The sequence below is a fragment of the Candidatus Edwardsbacteria bacterium genome, from assembly GCA_031082425.1.
Classification (GTDB): Bacteria; Edwardsbacteria; AC1; order AC1; family EtOH8; genus UBA2226.
The window spans coordinates 1-20,765 of the sequence record JAVHLB010000007.1; the positions used below are offsets into that span (position 1 = coordinate 1).

The 20,765-nt window shown below is 57.9% G+C and carries 15 protein-coding genes; 3 read left to right on the top strand and 12 right to left on the bottom strand.

The annotated features are described in order from the left end of the window. From RDU76_07995 to lpxB, 8 genes are all read right to left on the bottom strand, one after another. Window positions 1-3,067: hypothetical protein (locus RDU76_07995; protein ID MDQ7798864.1), on the bottom strand; the 3,067-nt coding region annotated here is incomplete at its 3' end. Window positions 3,068-3,266: 199 nt separating this feature from the next. Beyond that, a complete protein-coding gene (locus RDU76_08000; GenBank protein ID MDQ7798865.1) occupies window positions 3,267-6,296 on the bottom strand; it encodes a T9SS type A sorting domain-containing protein in 3,030 nt (1,009 codons plus the stop codon). A 197-nt stretch (window positions 6,297-6,493) separates the two neighbouring features. After that, complete coding sequence (locus RDU76_08005) at window positions 6,494-7,816, bottom strand: NCS2 family permease (protein ID MDQ7798866.1); 1,323 nt, start codon at window positions 7,814-7,816, stop codon at window positions 6,494-6,496. A gap of 15 nt (window positions 7,817-7,831) precedes the next feature. Then, a complete protein-coding gene (locus RDU76_08010; protein MDQ7798867.1) occupies window positions 7,832-8,092 on the bottom strand; it encodes a hypothetical protein in 261 nt (86 codons plus the stop codon). 88 nt (window positions 8,093-8,180) lie between these two features. Next, window positions 8,181-8,633 (bottom strand): hypothetical protein, encoded by a 453-nt coding sequence (locus RDU76_08015; protein ID MDQ7798868.1) that lies wholly within the window; start codon window positions 8,631-8,633, stop codon window positions 8,181-8,183. A gap of 159 nt (window positions 8,634-8,792) precedes the next feature. Further along, window positions 8,793-9,821 (bottom strand): low-specificity L-threonine aldolase, encoded by a 1,029-nt coding sequence (ltaE, locus tag RDU76_08020; GenBank protein ID MDQ7798869.1) that lies wholly within the window; start codon window positions 9,819-9,821, stop codon window positions 8,793-8,795. After that, complete coding sequence (locus RDU76_08025) at window positions 9,818-10,360, bottom strand: hypothetical protein (GenBank protein MDQ7798870.1); 543 nt, start codon at window positions 10,358-10,360, stop codon at window positions 9,818-9,820. The genes ltaE and RDU76_08025 overlap by 4 nt, the downstream gene beginning before the upstream one ends. Before the next feature lie 84 nt (window positions 10,361-10,444). Continuing rightward, a complete protein-coding gene (gene lpxB, locus RDU76_08030; protein ID MDQ7798871.1) occupies window positions 10,445-11,587 on the bottom strand; it encodes a lipid-A-disaccharide synthase in 1,143 nt (380 codons plus the stop codon). Between the two features lie 128 nt (window positions 11,588-11,715). On the opposite strand from lpxB, the gene RDU76_08035 reads away from it, so the two are divergent. After that, a complete protein-coding gene (locus RDU76_08035; GenBank protein MDQ7798872.1) occupies window positions 11,716-12,627 on the top strand; it encodes a TerC family protein in 912 nt (303 codons plus the stop codon). 56 nt (window positions 12,628-12,683) lie between these two features. Here the strand turns inward: RDU76_08035 and RDU76_08040 are convergent, their stop codons facing one another. Then, window positions 12,684-13,571 carry a DMT family transporter gene (locus tag RDU76_08040; GenBank protein ID MDQ7798873.1) on the bottom strand — a complete coding sequence of 296 codons (888 nt, stop codon included), beginning with the start codon at window positions 13,569-13,571 and terminating at the stop codon, window positions 12,684-12,686. Window positions 13,572-13,595: 24 nt separating this feature from the next. Further along, on the bottom strand, window positions 13,596-15,830 hold the full coding sequence (locus RDU76_08045) for a bifunctional (p)ppGpp synthetase/guanosine-3',5'-bis(diphosphate) 3'-pyrophosphohydrolase (protein MDQ7798874.1): 2,235 nt from the start codon (window positions 15,828-15,830) through the stop codon (window positions 13,596-13,598). Window positions 15,831-15,926: 96 nt separating this feature from the next. Between RDU76_08045 and ligA the strand changes: the two genes are divergently transcribed. Together ligA and RDU76_08055 are read left to right on the top strand one after the other, a co-directional pair. Further along, on the top strand, window positions 15,927-17,924 hold the full coding sequence (ligA, locus tag RDU76_08050) for an NAD-dependent DNA ligase LigA (protein ID MDQ7798875.1): 1,998 nt from the start codon (window positions 15,927-15,929) through the stop codon (window positions 17,922-17,924). A gap of 83 nt (window positions 17,925-18,007) precedes the next feature. Beyond that, window positions 18,008-19,186, top strand: a complete 1,179-nt coding sequence (locus tag RDU76_08055) for an amidohydrolase family protein (GenBank protein MDQ7798876.1) — start codon at window positions 18,008-18,010, stop codon at window positions 19,184-19,186. A 68-nt stretch (window positions 19,187-19,254) separates the two neighbouring features. Here the strand turns inward: RDU76_08055 and RDU76_08060 are convergent, their stop codons facing one another. After that, complete coding sequence (locus RDU76_08060; GenBank protein ID MDQ7798877.1) at window positions 19,255-19,881, bottom strand: hypothetical protein; 627 nt, start codon at window positions 19,879-19,881, stop codon at window positions 19,255-19,257. A gap of 245 nt (window positions 19,882-20,126) precedes the next feature. Beyond that, the gene (locus tag RDU76_08065) at window positions 20,127-20,762 is read right to left on the bottom strand and encodes a class II aldolase/adducin family protein (GenBank protein MDQ7798878.1); all 636 of its coding nucleotides are present in this window, start codon (window positions 20,760-20,762) and stop codon (window positions 20,127-20,129) included. Between the last annotated feature and the right edge of the window lie 3 nt (window positions 20,763-20,765).

Below are 20,765 nucleotides of genomic sequence, written 5' to 3' on the forward strand. Positions count from 1 at the left end.
CTTCGATGATGGGCGAGGCGAAGCTATTGTTGGTATCCAGCTGGATCACGTAAGATACCTCCGAGGCCTTGGCCGCAGGCGATGCCTTCTTGGCCACCTCGGTCCAGCTGCAGACCACGGTGTCAGACAGCTGCCAGGAGTTGTCGGCCGGCAGCGCCAGTGACGGGATCGCCGGATCTGTGACGTCGATCTCCAGGTTCCAGACCGTGGTCACCGGCCCCTGATACCCGTAGATGTCCACCGCCCGCACCCGCCAGTAGTACATGGTATCGGCCGACGGAAGCGCCGCAATAAAAGCGGTGTCGCTCACCAGGGTGTCCAGGCAATAGGTTGACAGGCCGCTGTCGGCCGAGACCTGCAGCTGGTAGCCGCCGATGGCATAGGTTCCGGCCGTGGCATTGGTCCAGGTAAAGCTTACCGTGCTGTCGCCCAGCAGGGTATCCTTGGGCGGAAAGATCTTGGCAATGGCAGCAGGCGGCTCACTGGTGGAGTACCAGTCGGTGACCTTGCCGAAGACATCGGAGCCGGTGTTCCCGTTCTTCCCGTAGAAGGTGAAGAACAGCCGGTCCCCGGTGGCCGCCAGGTTGCTGGCGCCCCAAGTGTACAGCCAGTTCCAGTTCAGGCTGTCGATCACGACTTCGTTGCCCCCCTGCGGCAGGCCGCCCAGGTAACGCTGGCTGATCAGCCAGCATCGGTTGCTGCTGCTGTTGCAGCCGTACCAGGTCACCGCGTACCGGCTGCCGTCGGGAGAGACCGCCACCGACGGCTCTTCTTGATCGAAGGCCGGGTCGGTGCTGATCAGGAAATTGGTGTCCACCTTCTGTCCCACCGCGTCCAGGTACTGCCCGAAGACGGCGTAGTTGCCGGCGCGGTTATCGTACCAGGTGGCCAGGAATCCGCTGTTGGTCCCGGCGATGGAGGGTTCGTACTGATCGGCGTCCACGCTGTCGCCGATCTCGATCCGTCCTCCGGCCAGGCTGCCGTCCCATAGCATCCTCCGGCCGTAAATATAATAATTATTATTGCCCTCCAGGTATTCTTCCCAGACCACCACCAGCCCGCTGTCGGTGGCTGCTGCGCAGGGGTAGTAAGCATAGGGATAACTGGCGCTGGTGTCGGTTATAACGCAGGTTGAACCGATGCTATCGCCATTGGTCCTGAAAAGCCGGCCGTAGATGTTGGGATAACTCCAGCTGGGGTCGTATGCATACCAGAACACCCCGAACCCGCTGTCGTTGGAGGCAATGGACAAATTGTAATCATTGTAGCCGGCCGCCGTCCCGGATACCAGGTAATTCCCGCCCACCGGGCTCCCGGAGGCATCCAGGCGCTGCCCGTAGATGTCATAATCATTGTCGTTGCGGTAGTCGTACCAGGCCACCAGATAGGAGCCGTCGGCCAGGCAGGCCGCCTTGGGATCGTAGGCGTAACGGTAACCGGAATTATAGGCGGTGTCGGAGAGCAGGAAGTCCGGGGTCAGGGCGTTGCCGTTTTGATCGTACAGCCGGCCGAAGACATCGCAGATGTTCCAGCTGCCGTCGTCAAAACGGAAATCGTACCATACCACCAGGAAATTTCCATCCGGGCCGGCCGCCACCGAGGGGTCGTACTGGTCGTGCAGGCCGAAAATGCTGTCGCAGGCAAAGAAGTTGCCGCCGATGGCAGACAGGGTGGTATCGAAGCACTGGCCGTATCTTTCCCCGTTGCCGAGGTTCGAATTCCGCTGGTCCATCCACACCAGGGCCCAGCCGCTGTCGCCGGCCACCGCCTTGGTGTTATACTGCCATTGGCCGGAGGCGTCATCATTGAGCATCACCTGGCCGCCCAGGGTGTCGCCGTTGGGCTTGAACCACTGGGCGAAAACATCGCCGTTCCCGTTGCGGTCGTCATGCCAGCTTACCACCGTCTGCCCCCGGCGGTGGGCTATGGAGGGGGTCTGCGCGGAGGCGATGGTGCTGGTCACCTGGGAATTCCCCCCCAGGGCCGCGCCCAGGGTGTCGTATCTCTGCAGGTATATGTCGTAATAGCTGCCGCTTCGGTAATCATACCAGACCACGGTGAATCCGCTGTCGGTGCCGCAGACCTTTGGCTCGGATCTATACCACGCGGAAATGTCGTTGACCGTGAACTCCGGCCCGATGGTATCCCCGCCGGCGGAGTAGATCCTGGCGTAGATGTCGTCATTGCCGCTGCGCCGGTCCAGCCAAACGGCCACAAAGCCCTGCCCGGTCCGGCTGATGTCAACCTGATACTTGTCGTTGCTGGTGTTGCCTGTCATAAAGCTGGCGGTTCCCAGGGGGATCCCCAGGGTATCCAGCAATCTCAGGTGGACGTTGTAGTTCAGGCCGTTGCGCCACTCCTCCCAGTCCACGGCGAACCCGCTGTCGGTGGCGGTTATGGCCGGCCGGTATTTGGCGCTGATCCCGTCGTTATCATCCACCCGGTAGGTGCCGCCCAGGGGGCTGCCCCCGGCGTCAAACCGCCGGCAATAGATCCGGGCATAGCCGTCATCCACCCGGTAATCGTCCCAGACAATGACAAAAGTGCCGTTGTCCCCGATGGCTATCGCTGGACTTTCCTGGGATGTACCATAGGCATCGGCCGCTTGGGCCGGGCCCAGGGGAAGGCCCTGCCGGCTGAAACGTTGAAGATAAATATTGTCGTATCCGGTCCGCCCATCCACCCAGACGCTTATTACGGTGCCGTCCTCCTGCATGGCGGCCGCGCCGTAGTTTCGCCCATAGTTGAACGGCAGGCTGTCGGTGTTGATCCTGAATTCCGGCGCCACCACGCCTTTTACCGCCGGGGCGGCAATGGCCGGGCTGCCCTTGGCCGTCCGGGCCGGCCGCTGGGGCCGTTCCGGCCTTTGGTACCGGGCCGGAGGCACATTCTTTTTGTGGCTGTCCCTTTTGCCGGACTGCTGCGTTATGACCGGGGCTTGGTTTTGGTAACCGGGGATGTTGGCCAGTTTCGGGCCGGCCGGCTGTTTTGGCGGCACCGGAACTGCCGGCGACTGGGCGGCCAATGCTGCCAGTGCCAGGAGGGTGGCCCACCTGAGATGTCTCATTCGGTTGCTCCTTGGTTGTATTACGGTTTTGGTTTATTTTGGTTTTTTATTGTTTGCAGTATCAATGTCCGGTAATTTTATCTTACAAACGGGTTTAAGTCAAGGGTGCGAAGCGTCCACTCTAATGCATCCTGTCGGCCCGGATTTAAAAGAAAACAGGGCCGCCCCAAAGGGGCGGCCCTTTGTGGATATTAGATATTTACCTGACAATCATCAGCTTCCTGGTGGAAACAAAGTCTCCAGCTTTAAGCTGGTAGAGATATACCCCGTTGGGCAGGGCCTTGTCGTTCCAGCTGATCTGGTGATACCCGGCCGGCTGGGCGCCCTGGTCGAATTTCTTGACCGTCTGGCCCACCACGTTGTACACCGTCAGGCTGACCTTGGATTCTTTCGGCAGCTGGTACTTGAATACAGCCTGTCCTCTTGAGGGATTGGGATAGGCCTGACCCAAAGCATAAACCTTTGGAATCGAACCGGCCGGCCGGCCGGCCACGCCGGTCAGGTTGTACAACCAAACCGTCCTCGACACGCTTTGAACCCAATTGAAATCGTGAGCATGATCCCGGGCGCTGACCGAATAAGAAACTATCAGGCTGTCTCCCGCGGTCAGCACCTGGGCCGGGATGCTGGCGGCAAAGGTATCGGCCGTGGTCCTGTTCATGGCCACGCTGTCCCCGTCGTAATGCAGAAAGGCCGAAGAAATGCCGGAGAAATCCCGGAGGACCGCTTTCACCGGGTAGGGCCCGTAGCCGCCGATGGAATCCGCGTCATCCGGCAGGCTGTCCCACCAGGCGATGGTGGGCGGAACATTGTCCAGGTAATAGATGGGGTAGGTCAGCAGGTTGCCGGTCATGGCCGTGCCCAGTCCCAGGTTGTTGGTGGTGCCGCTTTGCGACAAGGGAACGATGTTGAGGTAATTCAGGCCCCACAGCAGCGAATCGCTGCTCCAGGCATAGGTCCAGTCGACCGTCTTGCCGGATCCGTTCACCAAAGCCTGGTGCCAGGTCTCCTGCCCGGTCATCCATTTATCCAGCACATGGTCCAGGGTGATCCAGTTGGGCGGCCAGTTCACCGAGGCCGTGCCGGTGATATATGGCCGGTGGACATAGCTGCGGTGGTTGGTGCTGCTGTCGACGACTGCCGTTATGCCGGTGTCCCACTCCCGAACCGCATCGATCACCGTCACGCTGCTGCCGCCGTTGTTCACCACGTAGATCCTGTTGCTTGCCGGGTTCACCGCCAGGTCGCAGGGGGCCGGGCCGGCGGCTATGGCGCAGGTCATATTGGTGGCCCCGTCGATCACCGTCAGGCTGTCGTTGCCGGCGTTGGCCACGAAGATCATGTTGCTTACCGGGTTCACCGCCACGTCATAGGGCGATGGTCCGGTGGCCACCGTCGTGGTTCCGTTGGTGGCCCCGTCGATCACCGTGACGCTGGCGCTGCCTTCGTTGGCTACGTAGATCCTGTTGGTCAGCGGATTGACCACCACCGCCCGGGGTTTGGCGCCCACGATCACTGTAGCGGTGTCGTTGCCGGGACCGCTGATCACCGTCATGCTGGAGTCGTTGTAGTTGGCCACGTAAGCCTTGTTGGTCATCTGGTTCACCGCCACCGCCCGGGGATTGGCGCCCGCCCATACGGTGGCCGTGCCGTTGGTGGCTCCGTCGATCACCGTCACGTTGGCATTGCCGTAGTTGGCCACATATATCTTGTTGGTGGCCGGATTGACCGCCAGGGCGAAGGGGCCCGAGCCGGTGGCCACGGTGGCGGTGTCGTTGGTGGCCCCGTCTATCACCGTCACGCTGGAGTTGTTGCCGTTGGCCACGTAGACTTTATTTGTCACCGGGTTCACCGCCACCGCCCGGGGGGTGGTCCGGGTGGGCACCGTGATGGTTCCGCCGCTGGCTCCGTCGATCACCGTGACATTGTTGTCGTAGTAGTTCGCCACGTATGCCTTGTTGCTTACCGGGTTGACCGCCACCGCCCAGGGGGTGTCCCCGGCCGCCACCAGCGTGGTGTCGCCGGTGGCCCCGTCGATCACCGTGACGTTGTCGCTGTTGGTGTTGGTCACGTAGACTTTATTAGTTACCGGGTTCAGCGCCGCATCATTGGGGATGGAGGGGAAGGTTCCCGAGGCCACGGTGGCCGTGGCGTAATGGCCGCCGTCTATCACGGTCATGTTGTCGCCCATATGATTGATGCTGTAGATCTTATTGGTGGCCGGGTTGACCACGATGGCCTGGGGCCAGGTAAGGTTACCGGTGGAGATGTTGGTTATGGCATGGGTGACCCCGTCGATCACCGTCACGCTGTCGCCGGTGTCGTTGGCGGTGTAGATCTTGTTGGTGACCGGATTCACCGCTATGGCCTGGGGAGACGACCCCAGGGCCACTCTGGTCTTGGCGTGGGTGGCCCCGTCGATGACAGTTACGCTGTTGTCATTATAGTTGGCCGCGTAGATCTTGTTGGTCACCGGATTCACCGCCAGGGCTTGGCCTTCGCCATCCAATAACACGGTGCTGGTGTCGCTATGGTTGTCCCCGGCCACCATCACCAGACGGCCGTCGCCCCTGGTGGCATAGACCTTGTCGGTGGAGGGGTTAACCGCCACCGCAAAGGTGTAGGTTCCGCTGGGAGCTATGTTGATATTCTCCGTCCAATTATCAATACCGGACAACTCGGTCAGGTAATGGCTGCCGGCGTTGGCCACGTAGATCATGTCGGTCACTGTGTTGACGGCTATGGCGTAGGGCACGTCCCTTCCGGTCACATTCACCGCGGAATTATCGCTCCCGTCGATCACCGTGATGTTGGCGCTGCCCTCGTTTGCCACGTAGATCTTGTTGGTCATGGGATTCACCGCTATGGCCCGGGGATTGGTTCCGGTCGCCACGGTGGCGGTGGCATGGGTGGCCCCGTCGATCACCGTTACGCTGTTGTCGTCATAGTTGGCCGTGTAGATCTTGTTGGTATAAGGGTTGACCGCCAGGGCTATGGGGTACTGGCCCACCCTCACTCTGGTCGCAGACAGGGTGGCCCCGTCTATTATGGTGACGCTGTCGGCGTACCGGTTGGCCACGTAGATCTTGTTGGTGACCGGGTTCACCGCACCGGCCACCGGCCAGGAGCCGGCTTTTATGGTGGCGGTGGCCCAGTCGGCCCGGCAGGTCGCCGCACCGCCCAGAAGCGTTGCCAGCAAGGCTAAAAACGGGATGATTATTTTTTTCATATCTATTCCTTGTGAATTATGTTTTCAGGGAAAGCGCCATCAGTTTTTGATGATCCATTGTGAACATTTATGTTATCTTAAAACCACCCTAAATGCAAGATGAATTTCATTATGCCAGATAAAAGGGGCCGCCCCTTTGGGGCGGCCCCTTGGCGGATAGATCAATTTGTCCTTGGATCTGAGATCGATTCATACCATCACCTGAACTCCGGGCTGATCAGGAAGAACAGCAGGCCCAGGGCCGCCAGCACATACATGGCCGGGGCTATGGTCCTGGCCCGGCCGGTCAGGGCCTTGATCAGGACGTAGGATAGGAAGCCCAGGGTGATCCCGTTGGAGATGCTGTAGGTGAAGGGCATGGCGGCGATGGTGATGAAGGCCGGCACCGCCTCGGAGTAGTCGCTGAAATCTATCTTCAGCACCGGCTCCATCATCATGATGCCCACTATGATCAGGGCCGGGGCCACCGCCGCCGCCGGGACCAGGCCCACCAGCGGAGCCGCGGCCATGGCCGCCAGAAACAGCAGCCCGGTGACCACTGAGGTCAGCCCGGTCCTTCCGCCCTCCTCCACCCCGGCCGCGCTCTCGATGAACGAGGTCACGGTGGAGGTTCCGGCCAGGGCCCCCACGACCGGGCCCAGGGAATCGGCCAGCAGCACCCGTCCCACCCGGGGGATCTTGCCCTGGTCGTCCAGGAACTTCGCCTTGACCGACACCCCGATGATGGTCCCGGCCGTGTCGAAGAAGTCCACGAACAGCAGGGTGAAGATCAGGGCGGCGAACTGCCAGCGCAGGGCGCCCAGGATGTCCAGCTGGAAAAAGGTGGGGCTAAGCGAGGGGGCCAGCAGGCTAAGCCCGGCTCCGTCGGGCCGGAAGGCGGGGATGAGGCCGAGAAGCGTGCCCGCCGCGATCCCGATCAGGATGGCCCCCTTGACCTTCCTGGTCAGCAGGATGGTGGTGATGATGATCCCGACCGAGGCCAGCAGCACCTGGGGCCAGACCTGGGGGCTGGCGAAGCGGGAGATGGTGACGAAGGTGGCCGGATGCGGGGCGATGATGCCGGCGTTGGCGAAGCCGATGAAGGTCAGGAACAGGCCGATCCCGGCGCTGATGGCGCATTTCAGGGAAAAGGGGATGGCGTCTATCACGATCTCGCGCAGCTTGGTCATGGTGACCAGCAGGATGATCACCCCCTCGATGAAGAAGAAACCCAGCCCGATCCGCCAGTCGATCCCCATCCCGGCGCAGATGCCGTAGGCGAAGTAGGCGTTGATGCCCATGCCGGGGGCCAGGGCTATCGGGTAGTTGGACAGCAGTCCCATGGCGATGGTGATCAGCCCCGAAGCCAGGCAGGTGGCCAGGGTCACCGCGCCCTTGTCCATCCCGGCGGCCGCCAGGATCATGGGATTGGCGGCGATGATGTAGGACATGGCCATGAAGGTGGTGATCCCGGCCAGGATCTCGGTCCGGACGTTGGTCCGGTTCTCCTTCAGTTTGAAGAGCCTGTCAAGCAAGGTCATCTCCTTGTTCGGGTGTTATTTTTTGAAAGTTTCAAGATAGAGGGCTACCGCCACCATCAGGTAGGCGATGATCCTGACGGCTATCAACAGGGACTCCATCCGGATCTGCAGGTCGAAAATGGTGGCCAGGTGGGTGCCTCCGAACAGGCCGAAGGCCAGGCCGACCATCAAAGCGGTCCGGTTCTTTTTATTCCGGTAGCCCCAGATGCCGAATCCCAGGATGACCAGGCATAAAATAAGGTTGATCAGGTATATCAGTTTGACAGCTTCGATCATGGGACCTCCTCGTTTATTATATTGTGTGGACAAGTTATTGATGCCGCAGAAAACCTTCCCTGCGGCATCGTTATGATGAACTCTTCCCTTAGTCCTTGGAGCCGGCCTTGACGGCGGTCCGCGGCTTGGGCTTGCCGGAGGTCTTTTTAAGCGCCTTCAATACCACCTTGGGCTTGCTTCCGCTTTCCAGATATATCACCTCGATCTGGGTGCCGGAGATGATGTCCCCGAAGCCGTATCCGTCATCGTGCTCGGCGGTGTAGAATTTCTTGCCGTCGCGGGAGATGATCCCGGAGAAGGCCTCGGTGGTATCCACCCCCAGCAGGTTCCAGGCCTTGTAACCGGTGATCATGCGACCCTTCTGCTCCTCGACGACAAAGGTGTATTGGGATGACTGGACGTGCCCCCGGTCTTTGTGGTGGGAGACGGTCGAACCCTCCCAGGTGCCTACCAGATTGGGCTGGGGGCTTTTCTGGGTCCAGGCGGTCATGGCAAAAGCCAACCCGATAAGAACCACGATGGCTACCAGTAATTTTTTCATGGGTTTCCTTTCGATAATGATTGTTATTGGTTTATATTTTTAATGGATTTCATTACATCAACATTTTGTCATGTTATCTTAAAAGAGAAATAAAAGCAAGAAATATTTGGCATTACAATAAAAAAGCCCATCTGATTGACGGGCTTGGAACTTGTGATATTAAAAAACGGTCTTTAATATTTTGCCGGCCCGGACAATATCCCCATCACTTGCATCCAGGTGGGTCACCGCCCGCAGCTTGGTGGTTCCGAAGGGTATAACCCACAGGCCCTTTAGGGCCAGCTTCTTCATGGCCTGCTCGGAATTCATGCCGGTCCGTTTGATGTCAAAAACGATTATATTGGTCTGCACGCTCGTCAGATCGATTTTGATCTTTGATATTTGAGAAATCATCCGGCCCAGCATCTTGGCCCTCCTGTGGTCATCGGCCATCCTTTTGATATTATGCTTCAGGGCATAAAGACCCGCCCCGGCCAAAATTCCGGATTGGCGCATGCCACCGCCCAGCATCTTGCGGTTACGGGCCGCCCCGGCAATGAATTTTTTTTCTCCGGCCAGCACCGAGCCCACCGGGCAGCCCATCCCCTTGGAGAAGCAGACCATCACCGAGTCGAAATACCTGGCGTAATCTTTCAGAGCAATCCCGCTGGCCACCGAGGCATTCCACAGGCGGGCCCCGTCCAGATGCATTTTGATCCCCTGCTTTTTGCCTATGGCCGATATCTTTTTGATCTCATCCAGCGGATAGACCGTCCCGCCCGCCCGGTTGTGGGTGTTCTCCAGGCAGACCAGGGTCGTTTTGGGCTGATGGATATCCTCGGGCCTGATGGCCTCCTGTATCTGCTCGGCAGACATCACCCCGCCCGGCCCGGTCAGGGCGTTGAACTGCACCCCGGACATCACCGCCGCCCCGGCCACCTCGTAGCGGAAGATGTGCGATTCGTAATCCAGGATCACCTCGTCCCCCGGCCGGGTATGGGCCATGATGGCCAGCTGGTTTCCCATGGTGCCGGAGGGCACGAACAGCCCGGCCTCCTTGCCCAGCAGTCTGGCGGTCTGGTTTTGCAGCTTGATGACGGTGGGGTCGTCGCCCAGCACGTCGTCGCCCAGCGGCGCGGCCATCATGGCCTTGATCATGGACGGGGTGGGCCGGGTGACGGTATCGGAACGCAGGTCTATTATCTTCATCTTGATTTATTGTTTGAGTTTTTAGTTTTTCGCGGTTTGAAATGATACCCGAATTTAGCTGAAAAGATAAACGGAATTTTGGAATCTATGAATCTACGACTGGTGGCGATTTCTAAAGAAAAGGTATATCCGCTCAGAGACATATTGCTTATACCTATTGGGATATAAAAATCATAATTGGTTTTGGGTTCTGTAACATTCCACCCTGCTTTATAAAATACATCGCTACCTGGTAACGGGGGTATTGCCGTTACCAAAACTCCAGTATATAATGTGGTCCTCATATTTCTTTGCCCTCTGAAATGATATTTTGGTCCGGCATAATAACCCCAAATACCGCCGCCTGCTTCAATGTTCAATATGGGCAATATAAAATAATCTAACGACGCCGAAACAAGTATTGTCGGGCCGCCCAAATTCAAACTTAAACCCATAGGCCTTTTAACCCTCGGGTTCTCAACCGCAAAACTTGCTGCTTCTTGCGTATATATGACCGAACTAAACAATAGGGCGATTATAAGGAGTTTGTTTTTTTTCATATTTAATTTATTTTCGTTTATGCCATACATGCAGTTTTGGGCGATGAGCCCTTCGCCTCTAAAGTCACACCGCTTCAAACCTTTTCAACCTTTCGAACCTGTCAAACATTCCAATATCTCCTCTGCCGCCCGTCGGGCCGCTCCCGGCTCGCCCAGTAACTGCGGGATCCTGGCCAGTTCGTTGATGACCGCCTGGCGCGGAGGACCGTCTTCCAATAGCATCTTGGCCATCAGGAAGATGGCCCCCGGACGGGCCTCCCACTGCAGGAATTCCGGGACCACCTTCCTGCCCGCCACCAGGTTCACCAGCCCGATGAACGGCAGCTTGACCAAAAGCTTGCCGATGATGAACGACAGGGGATTGGTCCTGTAGATGATGATCATCGGGGTCCCGGCCAGGCCGGTCTCCAGGGTGGCGGTGCCCGAGGCCACCAGCACCAGGCGGCTGTGGACCATCAGGTCGTAGGCCTGGTTTTCTACCAGGGCAACATTGATGTTGCAGCGGTCCAGTTGTTCTTTTATATACTGGCGGTCAATGTGCGGGGCCACCCCCAGCCCAAACTGGATATTCTGATCATCATCATGCAGCAACTGGCAGGCCTGCAGCATGGCCGGCAGGATCTTTTCCACCTCCTGGCGGCGGCTGCCGGGCAGCAGGCCGATCAGAGGGTTTTGTGGGTTCAATCCATACTGCCGGCAGAATTCCTCTTTCCCCAGGGAGGGCTTGACCGTATCCCTCAGGGGGTTCCCCACATACTTGGCCGGCACTTTCAATCGCTGGTAGAATTTCTCCTCGAAGGGCAGGATCACCAGCATCTTCTTTACCAGGCGCCGGATCAACCTGACCCTTCGCCTGCCCCAGGCCCACACCTGCGGGGAAATGTAGTAGACCACCTCGATGCCCGCCTTTCTGGCGATCTTGGCAAAACGCAGATTGAACCCGGGATAATCTATCAGCACCAACAGGTCGGGCTGGCGGCTGACCAGCAGCTCCTCCAGCCTTTTGAAGACCGAACGGATGAACGGCAGATGGGCCAGCACCTCCACAAAGCCCATGAAGGAGAATTCCCTGATGTGGTAGACCAGCTCCATGCCGGCCGCCTGCATGCTCTCCCCGCCGATGCCGTAGATCTCCAGGCCGGGGTCCAGCTTTCGGAGTTCGCGCACCAGCATCCCGCCGTGCAGGTCGCCGGAGGTCTCCCCGGCAATGATCATTATTCTGGTCATAACTGTAGATTCTTTACCGTATGATTTTCAAGTATAGCAGCTATCTGCTTTTCCTGGCAAGCCAAATGTTAAAACGCCCCTCCGGTTTTTCTTGACTAAAAGATGCCCCAGCGGTTATAATCCCACCCATGCATCAATTATTAATGTGGTCCATATTCTCGGTGATGGTGTCGGGAATGCTTTTTATCGATATCTTTGCCACCAGCCACCGTCATCACTCCATGTCCACCCGCAAGGCCCTGTTGTGGAGCATCGTCTGGATAAGCACCGCCCTGCTGTTCTGCCTGGGCATCTGGTATTTTCAGGGCCGGCTGCGGGCCCTGGAATTCCTGACCGGCTATATCATCGAGAAATCCCTGTCGGTGGACAACCTGTTCGTCTTCATCATGATCTTCGCCAGCTTCAAGCTGGGGCCGGAGCGCCAGCCGCTGGTGCTCAAATGGGGCATCCTGGGCGCGGTGGTCATGAGGGTGGTGCTGATCCTGTTCGGGGTGGCCCTGATGCAGGCCTTCCACTGGGTGATCTACGTCTTCGGGGCCATCCTGCTGTTCACCGCCTACCGCATGGCCTTTGACGAAGCCCAGGACATTGAGATCGAAAAGCACCTGATGGTCAGGCTGTCGCGCAAACTGTTTCCCGTCAGCTGCGCCGACAATAAGGAAAAATTCTTCGTCCGGGAGGCCGGAAAACTTTGCGCCACCTCGTTATTCGTGGCCCTGCTGGTGGTGGAGGCCTCGGACCTGGTCTTCGCGGTGGATTCCATCCCGGCGGTGCTGGGCATCACCCGGGACCCCTTCATCGCCATCACCTCCAATATCTTCGCCATCTTGGGCCTGCGGGCCCTGTATTTCCTGCTGGCCAACATCGTCAATAAATTCCGCTTCCTTAATTACGGCGTGGCACTGATCCTGGCCTTTGTGGGGGTCAAGATGATCCTGGCCGATATCTTCCACATCCCCATCGGCCTGTCGCTGGGGGTGATCATCCTTATCTTGGCCGGTTCGATCGTGGCCTCGCTGCTGCTAAAACCCAAAGAATAGCTGTTTCCGGAAGATACCACCTGCGCCCGATAAACCTCCCGGGCGCTTTTTTATTTTCACAAGGGGGTGGCCCGCACCGGTTTTTCGGCCACCGTCAGATAGACCCCGGCCAGTATCAGCAGCCCGCCGAGGGCCTCGAAGACGGTGGGCATCTGCCTTAAAAAAGCCCAGGCCAGCAGGGCCGAGCCCACCGGCTCGGTGATGATCAACATGGCGATCTTGGGGGTGGAGAAATATTTCAGCCCCCAGTTGAAGGCGCTGTGGCCGATCAGCTGCGGTCCCAGGGCCAGCAGTACGAAGAACAGCCAGGTCCGGCCGTCGAAACCCCATAGCGGAACCCGGAAAACCAGCGAGGCTGCTAAAATTATGACGGCGGTGGTTCCGTAGCACAAAGTGATATAGGGCAGGATCCCCATCCTGTTGCGCAGGTACCGCCCCACCAGCAGATAGCAGGAGGCCATCACCGCCCCGCCCAGAGCCAGCAGGTTGCCGAAATTGGCATCGCCCGAAAGGTCTGACCGGCCGGCGATCAGCCCGCCCCCCAGCAGCACCAGCAGTATGGCCAGAAAGATCCTGATGCCGGGCCTCTCCCGGAACAACAGCCAGCCCAGCAGGCTGACAAACAGCGGATTGGTGGTGACGAATACCACCGAACTGGCCACAGAGGTGTAGTTCAGGGAATAGATCCACAGAATGAAATGCAGGCTTAAGAAAAGCCCCGATAGCCCCGCCCATAAAACATCGGCCCGGCGGAGATGCTTGAATCCCCCTTTTGCCGCGAAGGCCGGCAGCAGCAGCAGCGATGCGAACCCCAGCCGGTAAAGGGCGATGGCCAGGGGCGGGGCCTGGCAGCTTTTTATCAGCACCGCGGCAAATGATATGGCGGTGATGCCGGCCAGCATCACCGGCCAGAGATAGGGGGGCCGGTTTGGCTGTGGAGACATAAATTTATTGCTCAAAATGATTTATCATTTCCCCCGGGATAGTATCCGGGAAACATTATATACGTCTTTTATCCGCGACAGCCCGGCCATCAGGTTCTCCAGTTGTTCCCGGGAGCCTATCTCCACCGTGACCCTGATGCTTTGCCGGCTGCTCCTGGTGGAGGACTTGGTGGCCTGGATCCTCAGCTTGGCCTGGTTGATGGCGTTGACCACGTCGAACAACAGATCCGGACGATCCATGCCCTCGACATTCAGAATGACGGCATAGGACGATCCCGGTTCCTGTTCCACCCAGCTTACCTTGACCACCCGGTCAGGGCTGGAGGCCAGATTGCGATAGTTGGGGCAGTCCCGTCGGTGGACCGAGATGCCCTTTCCCAGGGAGATGTAGCCGAACACCTCGTCCCCGAAGATGGGCGAACAGCAGCGGGCAAAGCGCACCGCCACATTATCCACCCCGGCCATGCCGATCCCCGAAGGACGCTGGTTGGTCTTCCTGGCAGGCGGCAGGGAAGCCGCCGGCGTGGCCGGCAGTTCCGGGCTGATCAGGGCCTTGATCTTTTTGACCACCGTCCCGGCGGCCAGCTCGCCATAGCCCACCGATACGAAAAGATCATCCGGCGAAGCGAATTTATAGTGCTCCAACAGGGAGCGGATTATCTCGGAATTATCCAGGGCGATCTCCATCCGGTTTTTCCTGGTCTCCGCCAGCAGCGCCTCCCGGCCCAAAGCCACATATTCCGGCCTTTTTTCCTTTTTGAACCACTGCCGGATCTTGTTCCTGGCGTGGTGGCTGCGCACCACCTTCAGCCAGCCGGCCGAGGGGCTGCTCTGCTTGGAGGTCAGTATCTCCGCAATGTCGGCATTGTTGAGCTTATACTCCAGGGGAACTATCCGGGAGTTGACCTTGGCCCCGATGAAACGGTGGCCCACCTCGGTGTGTATCCGGTAGGCAAAATCCAGCGGGGTGGAGCCGGCCGGCAGGTCTATCACCTGGCCCTTGGGGGTGAACACGAACACCTCTTTCTGCAGCAGGTCCAGTTTCAGGTTCTCGATGTACTCCCGGGCGTCGCGCGACTCCTCTTGCCAGTCCAGCATCCGCCTTATCCAGGGATAGACCTCCCCGGTAAGGTTGATGTCGGTGCCGGATTTTTTCTCCTTGTAGGCCCAGTGGGCAGCAACGCCGTATTCGTTGATCTGGTGCATCTCGAGGGTCCGGATCTGGACCTCCACCGGCTGGTTGCCCGGCCCGTAGATGGTGGTGTGCAGCGAGCGGTAATTGTTGGATTTGGGCATGGCGATGTAATCCTTGAACCGGTCCTGAAAAGGCATCCACAGGCTGTGGATTATCCCCAGCACCTGGTAGCACTCCGGCACGCTGGCCACGATCACCCTTACCGCCAGCAGGTCGTAGATATCGTCGATGCTGCGGCCCTTGTCGCGCATCTTGCGGTAGATCCCGTAAAAATGCTTGGGCCGGCCCTCGATGATGAAATCCTTCATCTCGGCCGAGGCCAGGCTGTTCTTCAGGACGGCCTTCATCTCCGCTATCTGCTTCTCCCTCTCCTGGCGCTTTTGGGTCACCTTCTGGGAGAGCTCCAGGTATTCCTCGGGCTCCAGATAGGAAAGGGCCAGATCCTCCAACTGCCATTTGAAATCCCATATTCCCAGCCGGCTGGCTATGGGGGCGAAAATCTCCAGGGTCTCCCGGGCGATCAACTCCCGTTTTTCCTGGGGCAGCGAACTCAGGGTTTTCAGGTTATTCAGCCGGTCGGCCAGTTTTATCAGGATCACCCGGATATCCTTGGCCATGGCCAGAAATATCTTCCTCAGGTTCTCCGCCTGGTGATCCACTGCCTGCCTGCCGGGCTTGAGGCCGCGGCTCTGCTCCCGGGGCAGGCTGATGGCCGCCAGCTTGGTGACCCCCTCCACCAGATCGGCCACCGGCTTTCCGAAATCGTCAGCGATGCCCTGGTAGCCCACCTCGGTATCCTCCAGAACGTCGTGCAGCAGGGCCGCGGCAATGGTGGAGACATCCATCCTGATGTCGGCCAGCAACAGGGCCACCGCCAGGGGGTGGACGATAAACTCCTCGCCGGAGGCCCTGGCCTGCCGTTCATGGGCGGCGCTGGCCATCTGGTAGGCTTTCTCCAGCACGGCCCAATCCGCCGGGTCCTTATCATAACGCTGAAAACTCTCTTTTAGCTGGCCGAACATCCTGTCCGGCGTGGGGTTATTTCCGATATGGGCTTTGGTCATTACGGCTTCTTTTAATAATATACGGCTTGACGTGGATTATTATAATGTAGTATCCTAATATCGTCAAGGCAAATGTAACCAATAGCAGCGAAAATCATGGACCGAAGCTCAGCCCAAAAAGAGATAGCCCGGCTCCGCCGGGAGATAAAAAAACACGACCGCCTGTACTATGAACTGGCCCGGCCGGAGATCTCCGATGGGGAATATGATCTCCTGATGCACCGTTTGATCGATTTGGAAAAACAGCATCCCGGCCTGGTGCTCCCCGACTCGCCCACCCAGCGGGTGGCAGGGAAGCCCCTGCCGGGCTTTGCCCAGGTTAAGCATCCGGCCCCGATGCTGTCGCTGGACAATACCTATAACGAAGACGATTTAAGGGAGTTCGACCAGCGGGTCTGCAAAGGCCTGGGCGGACAGAGTTACCGCTACGTTGCGGAGCTGAAGATCGACGGGGTGGCGGTGGCTCTTTTTTACCATCAGGGTCTGTTGCAATACGGGGCTACCCGGGGCGACGGCACCATGGGCGACGACATCAGTGCCAATTTGAAGACCATCAGATCGATCCCCTTAAGCATTGATGCTCCGGAGCCGGAACTGGAGGTCCGGGGCGAGGTCTATCTCTCCAAAAAAGAATTTGTCCGGTTGAACGACATCAAGCAGCAGGAAGGCCAAGCTCCCTTCGCCAATCCCCGCAATGCCGCCGCCGGATCGCTGAAACAATTGGACCCCCGGGCCGTCGCCCAACGAAAGCTTTCCATTTTTGTCTACGGCATGGGCCGCCCCCCGGAGAGTTTGGATCAGCATTATCAGGCGATGAATTTCCTGAAGGACCTGGGGTTCAAGGTAAATCCGAATATTGAGTTGTGTCAAGACATCTCACAGGTCATAGATTACTGTAAACAATGGGAGCAGAAGCGGGATGACCTGGACTATGAGATAGACGGCATGGTCATCAAGGTGGACTCCTATGCCCAGCAGAGGCAGTTGGGCGCCACCAGCCACAGCCCCCGCTGGGCCATTGCCTATAAATTCCCGGCCCGTCAGGCGGCCACCATTCTGCGTTCGGTGGAGTTCAGCCTGGGCCGGACCGGCGTGGTCACCCCGGTGGCCAACCTGGAGCCGGTGCAGTTGTCCGGCAGCGTTGTCTCCCGGGCCACCCTGCATAATGATGATGAGCTTAAAAGAAAGGACCTGCATTACGGCGATACAGTGATCATCGAGAAGGCCGGAGAGATCATCCCCCAGGTGGTAAGGGTTCTGATTGAAAAACGGGACAAAAAGGCCAGGCCCGTCGTCATGCCGCAAGATTGCCCGGTCTGCCGGACTCCCCTGAGAAGGCTGGAGGGCGAGGTGGCCTGGCGCTGCGAAAATGTATCCTGCCCGGCCCAGGTCAAGGGCCGGATCGAGCATTTCGCCTCCCGGGGGGCCATGGACATAGACGGGCTGGGCCCGGCGGTGGTGGAGTTGCTGGTCAATAAAGAATTGATCGGGGATTTCGGGGATCTCTATAACCTCAGGAAGGCCGACCTCCTGCCGCTGGAACGGATGGGCGAAAAATCCGCCGATAACCTGATTACAGCCATAGAAAAAAGCAAGGGCAACCCCTTCTGGCGGGTGGTGTATTCCCTGGGGATAATTCATGTGGGAACCCAGGCAGCCCGGGAGCTGGCCAAACGGTTTGAAGATATGGATTCCCTGGCCGCGGCCGGTTGCCAGGAGATATCCAATATCTATGGCCTGGGTCCGGCGGTGGGGCAAAGCGTGGAGAATTTCTTCCGCAATACCCAGAACCTGAAAGTGTTGCAAAAGTTGAAACGGGCCGGGGTCAGTATGAAATCAGATACTTCCACCGGATACGGCGGGGTATTTTCAGGGATGACCGTGGTGCTGACCGGAGGGTTGGAGGGCTACACCCGGGAGCAGGCCGCGGAACTGATAATCAGCCGGGGCGGCAATATCAGTTCTTCGGTATCAAATAAGACCAGTTTGGTGGTGGCCGGAAGCGACCCCGGTTCCAAGATGCAGAAGGCCCAAAAGCTGGGGATAAAAATAATAGACGAAAAGGAATTCACTGAGATGGTAAAAAATATATGAGGGTGCCAGATCTCATCGGCCTCCGAGGTTCCATTTTAAACCCGCTTTTCGCTGGCCGCTGCCAATGGATACCGGAGGGACTGTTGGTATATGGTTCGGCTGGCAAAATATTATACTGCGGGCCGAATAAAAAAATACCGGGGCTCAAATATAAGCCCCTCTCAACGCCCAGAAACAGCGTCATCATCCCGGGATTGATAGACTGCCACAGCCATCTGTCGCAGTTCGATGTCATCGGGCAGACCGGCTTCACCTTGCTGGATTGGCTGAAGAACCACATCTATCCGGCCGAGGTCTGTTTGAAAGATAAAAAGAACGCCGAAAATACTTCCCGGAGATATTTCCAGGCCCTTTTGGCCGATGGGGTGACGCTTTCGGTCCTTTACACCAATTTCAAAACCGGAGTGCTGGCTGCCCGGAGCCAGGCTGAAAATTCCGGCATCAGGGCCATCATCGGATATACCCTCATGGACCGGGCCGTTCCAGGATACCTTAAGCAAAATCCGGCAAAGATTATAGCGGAGTGCCGGGCCCTGTCTGGGCTCTTTAGGAAGGACGGGAATGAACGTCTGTATTTTTCCCTTAACCCCCGGTTTGCCCCGGCCTGCACCCCGGGTTACCTTAAGATGATAGGCCAGTTGGCCCAAAAGGAGGATCTATATATCCAGACCCACCTCTCGGAGAACCTCTTCGAGGTCAGCGCGGTAAAAAAGGCCTTCCCCAAGACCAAGACCTATGCCGAGGTCTATGACCGCTTCGGCCTGCTGACAGAAAAGACCCTGCTGGCCCACTGTATCCATTTGTCCCCAGCCGAACGGGAATTGATCAGAAAAAGAGGCTGCGGGGTGGTCCACTGCCCGTCATCCAACCTGTTCCTGCATTCCGGCAGGTTCCCGCTGGAACACTGGAAGCATTACCCCAAGCTGGCGCTGGGATCAGATATCGCCGCCGGGCCGTCCTTCTCCATGTTGGATGTGATGCGCGATGGGTATTATGCCAATATCCAAAAACCCTCCGGACTTTTTTACATGGCCACCCTGGGCGCGGCCCAAACACTTGGGCTGGGGGATAAACTGGGGAATCTGGCCCAGGGCAAGCAGGCCGACTTCGTGGTTCTAAAAGCCGATGATGCCAGGTTCTCGTCCGCCGATGATATCTTATCCCGGATCATTTTCCGGTCCCGCCGGGTGGAAATAAAAAAGGTGTTCATTGCGGGTCAGGAGGTCTGGCCGCAGCCATATAAAAATGATGGCCAATCTTAAACAGATTACAAGATCAACAAAAAAGGCAGGGGAAATTTCTCCTGCCTTTTTTGTTTTTTGGCGAGCCTTTACTTTTTTGAGTCAAAGGTATGCTGGATAGCCCAGTTTTCCGAGAGCAGGGTATAGTATCCACGCGGGCTGACGCCGTCGGCGTAGAAATGCATCCGGCAGAATTCAACCCCTCCGGCCGACACCTTGCCGTCGCCCGAACCGTTGGCGATCAGGGTGATCTCGCCGGTAATGGCGGCCATAGCATATCCGGTTGTTACCGCCACGGGGTAGGTGCCGGAGTAGACGAAGTGGCCGCTGTGGTCGTTGACCCCGACGTTGTCGAAATTCATGTGCCAGTAGTAGCCATAGTTAACCCCAAGCACATAATAGGGGATGTCATACTTCCACAGGCCGTGCACGGTATTCGGCTTGGTCTGCCAGCCGATGGTATAGTAATAGGTGAAGTTGTAGGCGGTGGCGTCAAGCCACTCGTACTTGAATTCAAGGCTGTCGGGGTTGACGACCAGGGTATCGCTCCAGGGGTCCGGCATCAGGTGGACGCCCCACCGGTACTGGGCGCTGAAGGTCTGCCACCACCAGTGGGTCGCAGTGTCATAATGCCAGCTAGTGTCGGGCGGGTTCTTAACGCCGTCATTCTGGGCATCAGAAGTCAGGGAGAAACCGCCGCCGCTAAGCATGTCCATGTTGCCCTGCACTTGTTCAACACCGGCTAAGGTTTGGGTCGCCGCTAAATCGCCTACCGTGGCTTCCTGTGCAGCAGGGATCGTGGTAGCGGTGGTGGTCGGAATTTCGGTCGGAGTATCCTTGCTGCAGCCGAAGCTGATCACCAGGAGCAATACCGCCGACAGGGACAGGAAGATCTTCAGGGCCTTCATTTTTTCTCCTTTATAATGGTTGATCATTCTTTTAATACCCTGCTAATAAGATATCAGATTATTTTGAAAGTGTCAAGCAGCTTTTTAATCTGCTTTTTATCCAATTTTTTCGCTCCGCCCAATTGTCCGGCCGCCAGCATGACCCTGGCCAGGTGCTCCACCCTCTCCATCCGGTGCAGGGCCTCGGCAACATCCTTTCCCAGGGTCAGCACCCCGTGATTGGCCAGCAGAATGGCGTTGTGCTTTTTGATATGTGGTGCGATGGATCTGGGCACCTCGTCGGTGGAGGGGGTGGCGTATTTTGCCAGGGGCACCGGCCCCACGGTCAATATTACTTCCGGAAGGACCGGATCGGTCAGGGGTATTCCGGCGGTGGCAAAAGCGGTGGCCGCCGGGGGATGGGCATGCACCACCGCTTTTATATCGGGGCGCATCCGGTAGGCGTACAGGTGCATCTTTATCTCGGAGGAGGGCCTCCCTCTCCCGGCCAGCGTTTTCCCCTCGAGATTGCATATCAAAAGCTGTGATCCTTTGATCTCGCCCTTGGACAGCATCGACGGGGTGATCATTATTCCGCCACCATCAAGCCTGGCTGAAACATTGCCATCGGTGGCCGCCACAAAGCCCAGTTGGTCCAGCCGTTGACAGCATTTTACCATCTGTTGCCGTAAGCTATTCTGATAGACCATGTC